The following is a 15303-nucleotide window of genomic DNA, read 5'->3' as shown; positions in this document are numbered from 1 at the left end:
TGTTGTCATTGTTGCTACGGGGTGCTGGCCTCTGCAGGCGTTCCAGGAGTTGAGGCAGTCGTCCTCGTGCTCTGCTGAGAGTGGTCGCCGACTGAGAAGTTGTCGCCTGCGAAGTTTCCACCGGTGATCATGATTCCGGCATTCACTACTTGTGCGGCTGCCTCGGCGAACTCAGTTGCGCTGAGTCCCTTCGACTGCAGGAGTTCCTTGATTGCTGAGAAGATGCGAAGTTCTACGGTCTTGATGTAGCGCTCGGCATCCAGGCGCTGGAAGAAGTGGGCGTGCTCAGGGGCTGCGGCTGCTTGGCGCAGGCTGAATTCTGGGTCGAGATTCTTTCCCGGAGAAGATCGTTTCCATGGGGCCACCGCCATGGCGGACGACCTCAACCACAATGCACAGTTGACGGGAAGCGCCCGGCGGATGTCCGAGGGTATGTCCAGGGCAGCGAAACGATTAACTCCTCGAGGGGACCATTGGACTGGCAGCCTGTAGGGCGCCATTATGGGAGCCAGTACGCGGACGACGACTTCCAGATACAGGATGTCATCGTAGGTGTTGGGTCTCATGAAGGTGGTGACGATCAGGTCTTCGTCCCAGGCCCCGACGCGTATTCCGACGAAGTGGCGCATCTTTTCGTCCACTTTATGTGCGACGCTGAGCGGAGCTGGCTCGTCTCTGTAGTCGGATGGGCCCGGGGGATGGAGGACATGATCGGTGATGAAGATCTCTTGCAGTCGGTCACCGGAGAGCGCGATGCTGCTTCGAAGCGAGGAGATCCCTCGCCGGACAGCCAGAATCACCTCCGTCTCCTGGAGCATCGGGCGAGTTGAGGCAGAGGGTTTGCTGCCGTCGGAGGCGTGATGGGGATGCAGTTGAGTGGCGAATGACCAGGAGGAGTGAACCGACCCCGCGCCGAGGAAGACGTCTGCGCCGTAGACATGGTGCGATTTGAGCTGCTGGTTGTGAATGCGCAACAGAGCCCGCCGGTAGGGGATCCTTACTCCACGAGGTAGCAGGAGCACGCCATGCTGAAGATCGGGGGAAAGCGCCGCATCCTGGAAGTAGTGTCGGCCGATCCACCAACGCACAATGCGTTCAAGCGTGGAGAGTGCCGCAAGGGACGCGGGCAGAATGAGCAGAGCCGGTGAGGCCAAATTTCTCACTGCTGAGGTGAGCAGTCGAGCTTCCCATGCGTCACCCGGGGAATCGGCTGTGAAGATGGCCGCGTTTGGTATGGCCATAGCTAGCAGTAGCGCGAAGTAGAGAAGCGGCGCAAGTACGGCGTTGAACGCAACCAATCCGATGACTGCCCAGCGGACGAATATTGTCCTCACGCCATCGGATTTCTTGCCCGACTGATTTTGGCGCAGATACTTTCTCCATTGGGCCGACCAGCGAGGTAGTCGGACAGAGACCGCTACATATGCGGCAAGGAGTGTGGGAGCCGGGTTTGCGTGAAGGAAGCTTAACAGGACTGCTAATGCAAAAAGTTCGCGCACTGCTTCGATTCGACGGGCTCTGATGCAGTGAGCGACCACTGCCATGGCGTCGACACCGAAGGACGGAGCGAGAACGCGTTCTCGATGATCGACGAGATGCTTTATTACCGTGTTCCGAAATGCTGGCTCGTTGTAAGCTGCTGCGCAGAGGAATTCCGTCACCTTGGTGGCGTTCGGCTTCGGTCCGATTTGGACTGGCGGGTCCGGTATCTGCGGACCAATATCATTTGTGGCCGCTTTCACCGGTGTTGGCCTCCCCGTGCCGGACGCTGAAGTAACACCACCCGGCTGTTCTCCGCACACGAGCGCGCCGGGGTTCGGTTCTACACGCGTGGCGCCACCCCTGTACAGAGGGCCTCGGTGCAGTGTTGGAGATTGACCGATTCTGCCTTGCGGGGCGAGACTCCGGCCGGCGCGTCTCAAGGGGCTGGTGGGCGGGGCAGGGGTTGCCGGGGCCCGGTGGACGGGGGAGCGGTGGGGTGGGGCGAGGTTGTGGGTGGCCAGGAGGCGGTCGGCCCGGCAGCTACCCAAAGGACGTGGGGAAAGAACTCCTGCCTTACCCTCCCGGTCCCCAAGTCGTCGGCATTTTTCGTGAGTTGGGGGTCGAAGCGGGTGAGGTGTGGTTAGGCTTTGCCGTAACTTCAGCAAACAGAAACGGCCCCCGGCCGAGATTCGCAGTCTCGATCGAGGGCCTGACCAATCAGGAAGAGATAGCTTCCCCATGGCTGAGCCGCAGTCTAGCGCGCGCTTGCGCGCCCCCGCCGAGGCGCCGACCTCCGGCGTCATTCATGTGCGTACGCGTCACACCGCCAACTTCACCGTGCTCTCCAACCGCCTTGCGCAGCGGGCCGGTAGTGCTGTCACTGTGGGTGTTGCCGCCTACATTCTGTCGCTGCCCGACGGGGCGCCCATTCGCATCGAGGCTCTCTGCGCGCACTTTTCCGAGGGCGAGATTCTGATCGCCCGCGCGCTGCGTGAGCTGGAGGCCGAGGGGTGGATTGAGCGGCGCGTTGAGCGTGGGCCCGGCGGGCGGATTCGTACTCGGACCTTTGTGTATGACCTGCCTGGAGCCGTGGATGAGCCTGCGGGTGAAGTGCTGGTTGACGTGCCCGTTGTCGTACGGGAAGAGGCGTCTTCCGCGCCCGCCGATCCGCGTGCCGTTGCTGTGCTTGCCGCGCTGCGGCAGCGCGATCGGCGGCTCGTGTTGGCCGAGAGGGAGGTCGTGCGGCTTGCGCCTGCTGTTGTGGAGTGGCTGGAGCTTGGGGTCAGTGCGGTAGGGGTTGTTGATGCGCTGACCTGTGATCTGCCCGCTTCTATTCAGCGGCGGCCTGCTCGGCTGATCGCTTATCGGCTTCGGGAGCTGAAGCCCGTCGGGGTCGGCGATGTTGTGGAGCTGCCAGTTGTTCTTCCGTTTCAGACCTGTGATGGGTGTGAGCGCGCATTTCGGGCCGAGGAACCCGGGCGGTGCCGGGAGTGCGGAGATTCGTGTGCGGCCTGACGTTGGGGCTGGCGTCATCCGTTGGGCGCACCGGTCCATCGGCCGTGTGGGGGAGTCGGTTCCGTCCGCTGCGCGATGATCTGCGTTCTGTGTGCTGCGAGCTTGGTTCTGAGGGGCCGAGTCGTCGGTCCCACGGAGACCGGGGATCGCTGATGCAGACGTTGATGCACGTTGAAGAGCCTGTTGGTGGGCCGGTTCGCAGCCTCTGGCGGGCCGCCCATCGGCCTGTCGAGGGCGTGTCTCGGCGGGTTCAACTCCTGGGGTACGCCGTGCCGTTCACCGCTTTGCCCGCCGCTCTCTGGCGGCTTCCCATTGTCTTTGACGGGGAGTTCGGGATTGGTGAGCGCGTGTACGTCGTGGCTCTGTCGGTCGTGTCCGAGGCTCTCGCCTTTGCCGCCGTCGGGCTCGTCGCTTGGTGGGGGGAAGTGTTTCCGCGGTGGGTTCCGGTTCTGCGTGGGCGGCGGGTTCCCGTTGCCGTGGGCGTCGTGCCTGCTGCCTTCGGGGCCGCCGTTCTTACGCTTCTGTTCACCGTCCTGAACATCGTCTCCGAGGTTCGGGGCACCACGATTCGCGGCGACGCCCAGTTCGCTTCCGATCCGTCTCGGGTCGGTGGCTGGGAGACCTTCTGGTACTACGTCTGTTATTCGCCGCTGGTTTTGTGGGGGCCGCTGTTGGGTGTGGTGACCTTTGCGTACTGGAAGCGGCGGCGGGCCGGCGTCAGTCGGTGAGCGTGATGCGGATGCCGATCGTGCCCGTCTTGCCCCGGCGCAGCTTGCTGCCCAGCAGAGTGAGGCGGCCCACGATGCCGTACTTGCTCGCCAGCAGCTTGCGGTAGTGGGCCGTTCCCGCCGCGTCGAGGATCTCCGCCGTGGCCGGGACCTGGTCGCCCTTCGGGTTGCCGCGTACGTCGCACGGGCCCACCAGGACGTCCGCGCGGTTGCGGATGCGCTTGACCTTCCAGGAGTCGGTCACCGTCCAGATGCCCAGCGTCTCACCGTCGCGGACCACCCACACCGGGGTGTCCACCGTCGTGCCGTCCCGCTTGTACGTGGTGACCAGGAGGTATTTGCCCGTGCTGAGCTCGTTGAGCAGTGCGTCCGTCATGGGCGGCAGCTTAGGCGCGTTCCGTGGAGAAGGGGTTCTGCTGGGGGTGGCGATGCGCGATCATTCATCGGCATGGACATGACTATGAAAGCTCGGAGCTTCCGGCGGCGGGCATGGACCTGGGCAGCCGTCGCCGGGCTCGCCCTCGCCCTCAACGCCGGGTCGCCCGCCGGTGCCGACTCCACCGATCCCGCCCTCGCCAAGACCCTCGATCGCATCCTCAGCGACCCTCGGCTCTCCGGCTCCCAGGTCGGCGTCGTCGTGAGCGACGCCAACACCGGGCAGGCGCTCTACCAGCACGATGGTGGCGACCGGCTCGTGCCCGCGTCCAGCACCAAGCTCCTGACCTCCACCGCCGCCATGCAACTCCTCGGGCCCGACTACCGGTTCAGCACTGACGTGCTCAGCGACGGCTCCCGCCACGGATCCGTACTCGTCGGCGACCTCTACCTGCGCGGCACCGGCGACCCCACCATGCTCGCCGCCGACTACGACCGGCTCGCCGCCCAGGTCGCCGCGGCCGGCATCCGTCGCGTCACCGGCAAGCTGATCGCTGACGACACCCGCTTCGACAGCAACCGGCTCGGCTCGTCCTGGGCCGCCGACGACGAGTCCGCGTACTACTCCTCGCAGATATCCCCGCTCACCGTCGCCCCCGACACCGACTACGACGCCGGCACCGTGCTCGTGAAGGTCACCCCCGGTACCGCTCCTGGCGATGCTCCCGGCATCGGACTCACCCCCGCCAACCACTACGTCCACATCGAGAACCGCGCCACCACCGTCGCCGCCGGCCAGAGCAACACCCTCTCCGTCGACCGCAACCACGGCACCAACACCATCGTGGTCAGCGGCAACGTACCGGTCGGCAGCGCCGTCGACAGTTCGTGGATCAGCGTGTGGGAACCCACCGGGTACGCGGCCGACGTCTTCGCGCATGCGCTGGCCGATCACGGTGTGAAGGTTGTCGGTGCCACTCGGTTCGGCAAGGCAACTCCCGTGCAGGCCAAGGTGGTTGCTGACCATCCGTCCATGCCGCTCAAGGACCTTCTCGTCCCCTTCCTGAAGCTCTCCAACAACAACCACGCCGAAGTCCTGGTCAAGGCCATCGGCTACGAGGTCAAGGGCAGCGGCACCTGGTCCGCCGGCCTCTCCGCCATCTCCGGCTATCTGCGCACCCTCGGCGTCGACCCCGCCGCCCTCCGGCAGGTCGACGGCTCCGGGCTCTCCCGGATGGACGTCGTGTCTCCCGCGCAGTTCACCCAACTGCTCGTCGCCGTACGCCATGAGCCGTGGTTCAAGGAGTGGTACGACGCCCTGCCCATCGCCTGCGTCGCCGACCGCATGACCGGCGGCACCCTGCGCTCGCGCATGTGCGGGACCCCGGCCGCCGGCAATCTCCACGGCAAGACCGGCTCCCTCACCGGTGTTTCCGGGCTCTCCGGGTACGTCACCGACGCGGACGGGCGCGAGTTCGTCTTCAGCGTCCTCAGCAACAACTACGTCGCCGGTTCCGTGAAGGACATCGAAGATTTGGTTGGCGCTGCACTCGCCTCCCATCGGGCCGACGGCAGCCAGAGTCTGCGTGCCACCACGAGGAAGACGGGTGGCACCAGTCTTGAGTGCTCCTGGATCAAGCCGGCCACCTGCTAGAGCGACTTCGCCCAGCGCGTGAGCGTCGTGAAGTCCGACGCCCGTAAGCCGTGCCGCGGGTGAATACGGAGGAGCAGGGACGCGGCGTCGTGGTGTTCCGTGATGTGCGCCGTGTCCCTGTCCGTGATCATGTCGTCCACCCACGCGAAGGGGCGGCCCTTCGCCCACTTCAGCAGCGGGCGGGTCTTCCAGTAGAGGCCGTCGGGGTCCCGGGCGAAGAGTTCCGGCCACTCGATCACGGGGAGCGGCGTGGTCAGGCCTATCGCCGGGGCGATCATCTCGTTCGCCTCGTGCATCCACGTCGTCGCCCACGCCAGTTCGAAGGGGAGTGCCGTGAGGCGTGCGCCGTGGGTCGGGTTCAAGTAGACGCGCAGGCCCCGGCGGTGGGCGCGGGAGCCGGGGGTCTGGCGTGAGAGCCAGTTGGAGGGGTGCAGGCGGTGGGTGGCGTAACCGTGCAGGCGCGGGAGGTGGGCCGCGTAGGGGTTCAGCGGGCCGTCCACGTCCAGGAGGAGCAAGGGGCGATCTGTCATGGGTAAGAGTTGCCCGGTGTGATGCCTCGTCAAGTCAGGTTGTGGGAACGGAGTTGGGGGCTGAGGTGCGCCATGACGTGAGTACCTGCTCAATCGCCGATGCCACGATCGCGCGTGCTGCGTTGCGTGGTGTTCCGGACATGAGTAGTTCGTCGTAGGGCGTATCCACATGACGAACTGACGCTCGTACCGCCGCAGTTGTTGTCTCCTCGTGCAGGGCTCTGCCTGCCGCGCTGCGTCCCACTCTGCCGCTGCCCCGCAGCGACGCGTGCGACGCGATCTCCTGGGCCCGCTCCGGCGGGCACGATGGGTAGAGACGGGAGATTTCCGTCGCCAGGGCTTGCGTGAAAGCGACGTCCTCGTTCGTACGGCGTTGCGCGTCTCTCGTACGGCGCCGCGCCCTCGACTCCTCGTCCGCCAGGCACGCTTCCTCCGCCCGCGCCAGCGCCTCCTCCTCGACCAGGATGCCCTGGCGCTCGTACCGCCCGCGGTTCCTGTTCAGCCGGACGACCACCGCGCACAGCGTGCTGTACTCGGCCGCCCTGCGCGTGAGCGCCGTGTTGCCCCTCGGGAGGTAGACCAGGTGGCCCAGATCCGCGCAGTCCAGACAGCGCGGAGTGTCGGATTCCATCAACAGGCGTGCGTACGGGCCCTGGTGGCATTCCGCGCAGTGGCGCGGCCGGCGCGGCTCTACGACTCTCAGGTCTGGCATCGTGCGTCCAAATAATCGTTCGAGAGAAGGGAGTTGGTGCTGTTAGTTTTCCTTTCGTGGCGAAACTCAATCAGATCATTGCCGTCGAAAAGGGAATCAAGTCCAAGTCCCACCAGGACCTCACCGCTGCCCATCACGGGCTGCAGAAGCCTGTGCTGCTGTCCGGCATCTCGCGTACGTACCAGCCCAAGGACGAAGAGGGCGAGCAGCTCCCTCCCGAGTCCACCCGTGTGCAGGTGCAGGCCGAGAACGTGCTGCGGGAGACCGCCGCGACGCTGACGCGGCTCTTCGATGTCACCGCCACCAAGGACTGGGCCAATACGGCCGCGCGGGCCGATGTCCTCGTGGACGGGCGGGTGTTGGTCGCCGGAGTGCCCGTTTCGTATCTGCTCTTCCTCGAGAAGCAGCTCACCGATCTCAACACCTTTGTACGGAAGCTGCCCGTGCTCGACGCCTCCGAGTCGTGGGTGCAGGACCCGTCCACCGACGCGTGGAAGACCGAGCCCGTACGGACCGTGCGGACCAAGAAGGTGCCCCGTAACCACGTGAAGGCGGAGGCGACCGAGAAGCACCCGGCGCAGGTCGAGGTGTACTACGAGGACGTGCCGGTGGGGTACTGGACCACCGTGAAGTTCTCGGGGGCGCTTCCCGCCCGGCGCGTCAACGAGCTGCTCGCTCGCGTCGAGAAGCTGCAGCAGGCCGTGAAGTTCGCGCGCGAAGAGGCGAACGGCGTGGACGTGACCGACGAGCGGGTGGGCGACGCTGTCTTCGGCTACCTCTTTGGGTAGCCTCACATACTCCCCGGGCGCCACAGCGCGGCCGGGGTGCGCGAGGAGCGCAAGCTCAGACTGAAGCTTGTCGTGACGACGCGGTTCCAGTGGAGGTTCGAGTCCTCCTCGCGGCATTTCCCGTACGGGAACACGTGCCGCGGTAGCCCAACTGGCAGAGGCAGACCGCGATCAATCTCAGACTCTTGCTCCAGACTCAGCATTCGCCGCTCATCGCCGGATCGACCGGGCCCGGGCAGGGTCGTCGGTTGCGGGTTCGACCCCCGCCCGCCCCTCTTCCGCGGGGCGGTAGCTCAATGGCAGAGCGCGACGACGTAACGAATGACCTTGGCCCTCAAGCGTGCCGGCGTGCGCAGTAGGGCGGCATCAAAAGGGCCCGGGGGTTGGACATACCCTCGGGCCCGCTGCTGTGTGCGGGGAGCTCAGCCGCCCGACGTCGTCACCGAGTCCTTCGTCTCCGGCGCCCAGGCGATCGACGCCAGCGTGCCGACCAGCAGCACCGCCGCCAGCCAGTACATCGACCAGCTCAGGCCCCACGCGTCCAGGCTCACGGGGAGGATGAACGTGCCGATCGCCGACGCGATACGGCTCGTCCCGTTGAGGAAGCCGACGCCCGTCGCGCGCAGATGCGTCGGGTAGAGCTCGGCCGGATAGACCTGCGTGAGGTTCGAGGCGCCCGCCATCACGAACGTGTAGATGAGGAACGGGATCATCAGCGCGACCGTCGATCCGTTCGCGAAGACGCCCACGAACGACAGCGACACCGTCATGATCCCGAAGGTGATGATCACCAGGGGGCGGCGGCCGACCTTCTGCAGATACCAGAGGCCGACGACGCCGCCCGCCAGGAGGAAGAGGTTGAGCAGCAGGTTCTGGAGGTTCACGTCCGGGACGTTGAGCGTCTCCAGGATCGTCGGCATGAAGGTGTAGATCGCGAAGTACGGGAGCACCTGCGCGCTGTAGAAGATCAGGCCGAACCACGTCCGGGTGGCCTGACCCGGCGAGAAGAGCTCCCGGTAGGCGTCCGAGTGGTTCGTGTGGGTCGAAGCGGGGGCTTTTGCCGCGTCGCCGAGTTCGCACTTGAGGTACTTGTTCGCGATGGAGCGCGCCTCCGCGACCCTGCCCTGGCTGATCAGCCAGCTGGGTGACTCGGGCGTTCCGATACGGAGCAGGAGCACCAGCAGCGCGGGGATCGCGCCCGTCGCCAGCAGGATGTAGGCGCCGTTCTCGGTGTCGCCGAGGTACGTGCCCAGGATGCCGGCGATGACGTAACCGACCGTCCACATCACGGTCAGCGAGCCGAGCAGGATGCCGCGCAGCCGCTTCGGTGCGAACTCCGAGAGCATCGTCGGGCCGACCGCGTAGTCCGCGCCGAGGCCGAAGCCGATCAGGACGCGGAGCGTGAAGAGGAGCGCCGGGTCCTTTGCCCAGAATTGCGCCGCCGAGGCCAGCGTGATCAGGACGAAGTTGTAGATGTAGAGCTGCTGGCGGCCGATGATGTCGCCGACCCGGCCCAGGATGATCGAGCCGAAGAAGAGGCCGATCAGGGCCGATGCGCCGAGCAGGCCCTGCCACACGCCGGAGAGGTTCTGGGCGCTCGTGAGGGTGGAGAGGACCGCGCCGATCATGCCCAGCGCGTAGCCGTCGGAGAAGTTGGCGCCGAAGGTCGTCGCCGTCACCCGGAGGTGGAAGGGCCTCAGGGGCGCCTCGTCCAGGGACGGGGCGAGGCCGGTGTCAGGGGTGGCCAGTTTCGACATCAGCTGCTCTCTCGTCTCGCGCATCGGGAGATCGGCTTCGGCAGATCGTCAGCCATCCTGCCTCTTCAAGGCGGCGAAGGGAATACTTCTATGCGGGCAAATGAACTTTGAATACTCCGCTTACATGGGGCGCTCCGGTCCTCTGGAGCGTATGGCTGAGATCGTTTGGGCGCATGCGGGGGACGGGCGCGGCCGCCAGTACGGTGAGGCGGTTTGCAGGGGAAGCGTGAGTCGGAGGGGTGCAGAGATGAGGAAGGCCTTCGTGGTGGCCGGGTGCGTGGCGGCGCTGGGGCTCGTGCCCTCGGCCGCCGTGGCCACGCCCGGGACCGGGGTCAGCGGGACGGTCCTGGCGAAAGGGACCTCGGCCGGAGCGCTGAAGATCAAGACCAAGGGGGCCACGGACGTTGTCGTACGGACACTCACCATCGCGCCCGGCGGATCGACCGGGTGGCACTACCACCAGGGGCAGGTCATCGCCGTCGTACAGGCCGGCACGCTGACGCGGACGCTCGACGACTGCTCGGTGGAGACGACGCCCGCGGGGAAGTCCTTCGTGGAGCCCGCGGGCGACGGGCATGTGCATGTGGGGCGGAATCTGGGCAGCGTGCCGGTCGTGCTGTACGTGACCTATCTGCTGCCCGAGGGGGCTCCGATCTCGGACGACGCGGATGCGCCGGCGGGGTGCCCGTAGCTCCGTCGGATCAGTGCGCGAGTACGGCTCCGTACGCGCCGAAGCCCGCGATGATCAGGTCGCCGCGGAAGGTCAGCACCTCGTAGACGCGGCCGCCGATCTGGTTGCGGTAGTCGATGACGAGGGAGTCGACACCCGCCCGTACGTCCATGACCTCGAAGCGCAGATCGGGGATCCGGGTGAGGCCCGTGCTCCAGTAGTCCCGGAGCGCGGCCTTGCCGTGGACCGTGCCCGACGGGTCGCCGTTGAAGCGCTCGATCATCGGCGAGGAGAAGGTCACGTCCTCGTGGTAGTGGGCGAGGATGCGGTCCAAGTCGTGGGAGTTCCAGGCGTCTTGCCACTCCACGGCGAACTTCTGGGCGAATGCGAGGTCCATGGTGCGCAGGGTAGTTCTTGGGACTTCGGTGATGATGGACGGGTGCGACGACTTGAAGCGATCTCCTGGGAACGGATGACCGAGTTCCTCGCCCGGCGTGCCGACCGGCTGGTGGCGGGTGACGGCGGGCCGTGGGCGAAGGTGGCGATCGACGGGGCGCCGCCCGCCGGGACGGGGGAGCTGGCGGAGGCGATCGCGGAGGCGCTGCGGGCGCGCGGGCGGTCCGTGTTCGTCGTGGGGACGCAGGGGTTTCTGCGGCCGGCCTCGCTGCGGTTCGAGTACGGGAAGCAGGACCCCGACTCCTACTTCGACGGGTGGTTCGACACCGGGGCCCTGTGGCGCGAGGTGTTCGGGCCGCTGGAGGCGGGCGGCAGTGGGCGCGTACTGCCCGATCTGTGGGATCCGGTGGCGGATCGCGCGACCCGGAGCGCCTATCAGGAGCTGCCGGAGAACACGATTCTGCTGGTGCACGGGCCGATGCTGCTCGGGCACTGGTTCCCCTTCGACCTCAGCGTGCATCTGCGGCTCTCGGCGGGCGCGCTCCAGCGCCGTACCGGCGAGGACGAGCAGTGGACGTTGCCCGCTTTCCGGCGGTACGAGGAGGAGACCGACCCGGCGGGGACCGCGGACGTCACCGTACGGGCGGACCACCCCGAGCACCTTGCCTGGAACGGCTGAGTCTCAGGCCGGGCGTCAGGCCGGGCACTTCCCCGCGCCCAGCGAGACCGTGATCCGGCGGGGCGGGGCCTCGCCGGTGCGGATGTCCAGCGGCAGACAGATGCGGCCGGTGGCGCCCGCGACCACGAAGCCGCCGACGAAGGCCGTCCTGGCCTTCGGGCAGGCATGGAACGTCACCTTCTGGGCCGGGGTGTAGTCCCACTGCTGGCCGTATCCGAGGCCTGCTTTGCCGCGGGCCTCAGGGGCGACGCTGACCGTGACTCTCGCGCCCGCGGCTATTTCCGCCCCGATCTTGTAGTGCCAGCCGTCGCTCTGCTGATTTCCGTACCCCTCGCGGTTGGCACGTGCCCGGTCCTTGAGGCCCGGCCAGCGCAGGGGGCCGACGACGATGTCCTGCGGTTTCGGCGGCCCGTCGGCGACGGGGGAGATGCGGGCCTCGCCGCCGCCGCACCGCACCAGGCGATCGTCCTTGGTGCCGAACTCGGCGGGGGCAGGCGTCGAGGCCGTCGTGCGGATCGGCTCGGTGCGGCGCTCGGGGGAGTCGGTGCACGCCGTCGCCAGCGCGCAGGCCGCCACGAGCACCGCCGCCGTCCCCGCTCTTGTCGTACGTGATCTCATGCCGCCCCCGGTCGTCCGCCGATCACCGTCACCGCCGACGCCCCCGCCCGGCACCCCGCCGCCGCGGCCGTCGCATCGTCCGCCCCCGACAGGCGCGCCGCGAGGAAGCCCCCGGTGAACGCGTCGCCCGCACCCGTCGAATCCACTGCCCGCACCTCGGTCGCGGGGACCCGGGCCGTTACTGCTCCGGCCCCGGCCAGCAGCGCCCCGCCCGCCCCCAGCGTGACCGCCACCAGCGGGAACGTGCGGCTCAACTTGGCTGCCGCATCGGCCGGTTCGGGCAGCCCGGTCAGCAGTCTCGCCTCGTCCGCGTTGGGCAGCAGTATGTCCGCCCCCTCCACCTCCTCCAGGAATCGGTCCACGCCCAGCGTGGTGATGAACCCCGTGGAGGCTGGATCCACACTCACCGGAATGCCCCGCTCCCGTGCGTCCCGGGCCGCCGCACGGGCCGTCTCCCTGCTGGTCTCCGCGAAGAACATGTAGCCGGAGAGATGGAGATGGGCGACCCCCTCCAGCAACTCCGGCGACCAGTCGTCCACGGCCAGCCGCAGGGCCGCACCGCTGTCGGTCAGGAACGTCCGCTCGGCCGCCCCGTCCACCAGGGCGATGACCGTGGCGGTCGGCGCCTGGAGGTCCGGGACCAGCAGCGAACGCACCCCCGCGTGCCGCAGCCGCAGCTCGTGCCAGGACGCCCAGTCCGTCCCGACCCGCGCCAGCAGCCGTACGTCCGTCAGCCCCGAAGCCGCCGCCCAGCACGCCACGTTGGCCCCCGCCCCGCCGGGCAGCGTCCGGATCTCCGCCGCCGTGTCGGTCGCGGGGGAGAGCGGTCCACGGTGGCGGGCCACGATGTCCGTCACCACGTCCCCGATGACGAGGAGTGCGCCGGGCGCCGGGCTCACAGCGCCGCCGCTATCCGCGCCGCCAGCCGTACGTTGCCCCGCACCGCCGCCAAGTTGGCCTCCAGCGACGCTCCTTCGGTCCTCCTCATCAGATACTCCAGCAGGAACGGCGTCACCGCCTGACCGGTGATCCCCTGCTTCCGCGACTCGCCCAGCGCCTCTGCCAGCACCCGGTCGTGCACCTTCGGATCCAACTGGTCGGCCTCCGCAACGGGGTTGGCCACGATCAGCGCCGTCTCCGCACCGCCGAGCGCGTCCTGCGCCCGCATCACCGCCACCACCTCCTCCGGCGTGTGCACCGTCCAGTCCACTGCCTCACCCGAACTGCTGAGATAGAACCCGGGGAAGGTCGCCGTCCCGTACCCCACGATCCCCACCCCCAGCGTCTCCAGTCGCTGCAGCGTGGCCGGGACGTCCAGGATCGACTTCACCCCCGCGCACACCACCGTGATCCGCGTCCGGGCCAGCAGCCGCAGGTCCGCCGACTCGTCCTGCGTCCCCGTCCACTCCCGGTGTACGCCCCCGAGCCCGCCCGTGGCGAAGACCCTGATCCCCGCCCGCGCGGCCAGGAACGCCGTCGCCGACACCGTCGTCGCCCCGCTCGCACCCGCCGCCAGAGCCGGGGCGAGATCGCGGTGGCCCAGCTTCCGTATGGAGTCGTCGCTCGCCACCCGCTCCAACTCGGCCTTGTCCAGGCCGACATGGGGTCGCCCGTCAAGCACGGCGATCGTCGCCGGAACCGCACCCCCCTCCCGTACCAGCCCCTCGAGCTCCTCCGCGACCCGCAGATTGCGGGGCCGCGGCAGCCCGTGCGCGATGATCGTCGACTCCAGGGCGACCACGGGACGGCGCCGGTCCAGCGCCTCCCGTACCTCTGCGGACAGCACCAGCGTTGTCTCTGACATGTCCCCATCCCTGGCGCGGTGTCCGGGTCGGCAAACCCCCGAAGCCCTACACGAGCCGCTTTATCTCGCCCCGCACCCGGTAGAACCCCCCGGTCGAGGTGTGCAGCGCGTCGACCACATAGCGGGCGCCGACCTGCCGGATCGAGCGCGGGAACTGTACGTGCCACGTCGGCTCGTACCCGTCCGAGATCACCTGGACCCGCAGTCGCCCGCCCACCTGGACGCACTCCACGACGATCCCGGCCCCCGGCGCCGGCATCGCGCTGACCGTCGCCACGGTCGCCGTCGGCGTGTAAGTCGGCAGTGCCGCCGCCTCCTTGACGTCCCTGGCCACCGGAACCGTGCCCGTCTGCGCCGCCCCGATCGCCGCCTCGCTCGCGTCGATGCAGGCCAGCGAGCCGTCCGTCGTGACGATGTACAGCCGCTCGTCGCGGTACTGCATCGAGAGCGCCGAGCCGCCGCCCGTGCCCAGCTTCCACAGCCGGGTGCCGTCCGCGTCGAAGCAGTAGACCGACGAGGCGGAGTCGCCCGCGAAGACGTACTGACCGCCGGGCGACGTCGCGCAGGAGTACACCGCGGTGTCGCAGGCATACGTTGCCTCGATCCGGCCCGTCGCCTTCGACAGCCGCTCCACCACACGCCGCCCCGTGCCCGCGTACACGGCCGTGTCCTCCTGCCAGCCGAACAGCACGTTCCCCGTGGTCCGGGTGTGCCACAACTCCCCGCTGCCGTCCGCCGCGTAGGCCGTCACCCCGTGGTTGTGACCGTGGAAGACCGCCTGGTCGTCCGCCCGCACCATCCACGCGCTGTTGCCCGCAGACCGGCGCGACCACTGGAACTCGTCCTCGTGGTCGATGACCGTCAGGCCTCCGTTGCGGTCCGCGACGTTCAGCACGCCCTCGTGGATGTCCAGCCAGAAGATGTCCACGTCGTCGGCGATCTCATAGGCGGCGAAGGGCACCTTCGACGACAGGTCGTACACCTTGCCGTCGTCGCATCCCGCATAGATCCAGAAGTCGTCCGCCACCAGGCACTTGACCCCGTCCGGCAGCGAGAACCGCGCCAGCACCTCGCCGTCGTGCCCCAGCGTGTAGACGTCGCCGCGCTGGTTCCCCACCCAGCAGCGGTCCTCGTCGATGTGGATCCCGAAGGCCGATGCGCCCGTACGGAACCGCCACAGCACCGGCGCCGTCGCCCGCGCCGTCGAAGGCGCCGACGTCACCTGACGCCGCGTCACCGGCCGTGCGGCACGCTGCCCCTGCACCGCCGGCGCGTACCCCTTCCGGACCTTCTCGCCTATCTTCTTCGCCGCCGCGGCCTTCGCCTTCTCCGTCGAAGGGAACGTCGAGACCTGATGCTGTCCGTCCGCGCCGATCCGCCCGTAACGCACCGAGACCGTCGTGCCGTTGACAGTCACCTCGTAGAACTTGTGCGCCCCGCCGCCGTCCTGCGACAGCTCCAGATACGTCGTCTTCCCCGCCTGCCCAGCCGCCATGGCACACCCCTCCCCAGGGACCGGCCTGTGCGACCGATCTTCAGTGATTCCACGGTAGATGGCACCACTGACAATCAGTCGCACAGAGCCGTATCCGCAG

16 protein-coding genes are annotated in these 15303 nt (G+C 67.8%); 6 read left to right on the top strand and 10 right to left on the bottom strand.

Annotation, left to right across the window (positions count from 1 at the left end; all coding sequences use genetic code 11):
• Nucleotides 1-14: 14 nt before the first annotated feature.
• Nucleotides 15-1742: a hypothetical protein gene (locus OG707_RS07670; protein ID WP_329115730.1), complete on the bottom strand. Its 1728-nt coding sequence runs from the start codon at nucleotides 1740-1742 to the stop codon at nucleotides 15-17.
• A gap of 478 nt (nucleotides 1743-2220) precedes the next feature.
• Between OG707_RS07670 and OG707_RS07665 the strand changes: the two genes are divergently transcribed.
• Nucleotides 2221-2997: a hypothetical protein gene (locus OG707_RS07665; protein WP_329115728.1), complete on the top strand. Its 777-nt coding sequence runs from the start codon at nucleotides 2221-2223 to the stop codon at nucleotides 2995-2997.
• Nucleotides 2998-3149: 152 nt separating this feature from the next.
• Nucleotides 3150-3725 carry a hypothetical protein gene (locus tag OG707_RS07660; RefSeq protein ID WP_329115726.1) on the top strand — a complete coding sequence of 192 codons (576 nt, stop codon included), beginning with the start codon at nucleotides 3150-3152 and terminating at the stop codon, nucleotides 3723-3725.
• Here the strand turns inward: OG707_RS07660 and OG707_RS07655 are convergent.
• Nucleotides 3715-4101, bottom strand: a complete 387-nt coding sequence (locus OG707_RS07655) for a PPOX class F420-dependent oxidoreductase (protein ID WP_329115725.1) — start codon at nucleotides 4099-4101, stop codon at nucleotides 3715-3717. The genes OG707_RS07660 and OG707_RS07655 overlap by 11 nt on opposite strands.
• An 84-nt stretch (nucleotides 4102-4185) precedes the next feature.
• Here OG707_RS07655 and dacB point away from each other — a divergent pair, with 84 nt between their 5' ends.
• Nucleotides 4186-5754 carry a D-alanyl-D-alanine carboxypeptidase/D-alanyl-D-alanine endopeptidase gene (gene dacB / locus OG707_RS07650; protein WP_329115723.1) on the top strand — a complete coding sequence of 523 codons (1569 nt, stop codon included), beginning with the start codon at nucleotides 4186-4188 and terminating at the stop codon, nucleotides 5752-5754.
• Here dacB and OG707_RS07645 read toward each other — a convergent pair.
• Both OG707_RS07645 and OG707_RS07640 read right to left on the bottom strand, forming a co-directional pair.
• Nucleotides 5751-6284, bottom strand: a complete 534-nt coding sequence (locus OG707_RS07645) for a hypothetical protein (protein WP_329115721.1) — start codon at nucleotides 6282-6284, stop codon at nucleotides 5751-5753. The genes dacB and OG707_RS07645 overlap by 4 nt on opposite strands.
• A gap of 34 nt (nucleotides 6285-6318) precedes the next feature.
• Nucleotides 6319-6996, bottom strand: a complete 678-nt coding sequence (locus OG707_RS07640) for a DUF2293 domain-containing protein (RefSeq protein ID WP_329115719.1) — start codon at nucleotides 6994-6996, stop codon at nucleotides 6319-6321.
• Nucleotides 6997-7052: 56 nt separating this feature from the next.
• Here OG707_RS07640 and OG707_RS07635 point away from each other — a divergent pair, with 56 nt between their 5' ends.
• A complete protein-coding gene (locus OG707_RS07635) occupies nucleotides 7053-7784 on the top strand; it encodes a DUF7873 family protein (RefSeq protein ID WP_329115717.1) in 732 nt (243 codons plus the stop codon).
• A gap of 422 nt (nucleotides 7785-8206) precedes the next feature.
• Here OG707_RS07635 and OG707_RS07630 read toward each other — a convergent pair whose 3' ends face one another.
• On the bottom strand, nucleotides 8207-9565 hold the full coding sequence (locus OG707_RS07630; protein ID WP_329115715.1) for an MFS transporter: 1359 nt from the start codon (nucleotides 9563-9565) through the stop codon (nucleotides 8207-8209).
• Nucleotides 9566-9788: 223 nt separating this feature from the next.
• Here OG707_RS07630 and OG707_RS07625 point away from each other — a divergent pair, with 223 nt between their 5' ends.
• Complete coding sequence (locus OG707_RS07625; RefSeq protein WP_329115713.1) at nucleotides 9789-10232, top strand: cupin domain-containing protein; 444 nt, start codon at nucleotides 9789-9791, stop codon at nucleotides 10230-10232.
• Nucleotides 10233-10242: 10 nt separating this feature from the next.
• Here OG707_RS07625 and OG707_RS07620 read toward each other — a convergent pair whose 3' ends face one another.
• A complete protein-coding gene (locus OG707_RS07620) occupies nucleotides 10243-10608 on the bottom strand; it encodes a nuclear transport factor 2 family protein (protein ID WP_329115711.1) in 366 nt (121 codons plus the stop codon).
• 75 nt (nucleotides 10609-10683) lie between these two features.
• On the opposite strand from OG707_RS07620, the gene OG707_RS07615 reads away from it, so the two are divergent.
• Entirely contained in the window at nucleotides 10684-11286 is a 603-nt protein-coding gene (locus OG707_RS07615; RefSeq protein ID WP_329127667.1) for a uridine kinase, read from the top strand.
• A 15-nt stretch (nucleotides 11287-11301) separates the two neighbouring features.
• Here the strand turns inward: OG707_RS07615 and OG707_RS07610 are convergent, their stop codons facing one another.
• The 4 genes from OG707_RS07610 to OG707_RS07595 are packed head-to-tail and all read right to left on the bottom strand — an operon-like array spanning nucleotide 11302 to nucleotide 15203.
• Complete coding sequence (locus OG707_RS07610) at nucleotides 11302-11904, bottom strand: hypothetical protein (RefSeq protein ID WP_329115709.1); 603 nt, start codon at nucleotides 11902-11904, stop codon at nucleotides 11302-11304.
• Nucleotides 11901-12803, bottom strand: a complete 903-nt coding sequence (locus OG707_RS07605; protein WP_329115708.1) for a carbohydrate kinase family protein — start codon at nucleotides 12801-12803, stop codon at nucleotides 11901-11903. The genes OG707_RS07610 and OG707_RS07605 overlap by 4 nt, the downstream gene beginning before the upstream one ends.
• Nucleotides 12800-13708 (bottom strand): pseudouridine-5'-phosphate glycosidase, encoded by a 909-nt coding sequence (locus OG707_RS07600; RefSeq protein ID WP_329115706.1) that lies wholly within the window; start codon nucleotides 13706-13708, stop codon nucleotides 12800-12802. Before OG707_RS07600 ends, OG707_RS07605 begins: the two co-directional genes overlap by 4 nt.
• Nucleotides 13709-13754: 46 nt before the next feature.
• Complete coding sequence (locus tag OG707_RS07595) at nucleotides 13755-15203, bottom strand: WGR domain-containing protein (protein WP_329115704.1); 1449 nt, start codon at nucleotides 15201-15203, stop codon at nucleotides 13755-13757.
• Between the last annotated feature and the right edge of the window lie 100 nt (nucleotides 15204-15303).

It is taken from the genome of Streptomyces sp. NBC_01465 (genome assembly GCF_036227325.1).
Lineage (GTDB): Bacteria > Actinomycetota > Actinomycetes > Streptomycetales > Streptomycetaceae > Streptomyces.
Note: the sequence above shows the minus strand (reverse complement) of the source record. Positions and strands in the feature narration are given on the sequence as shown.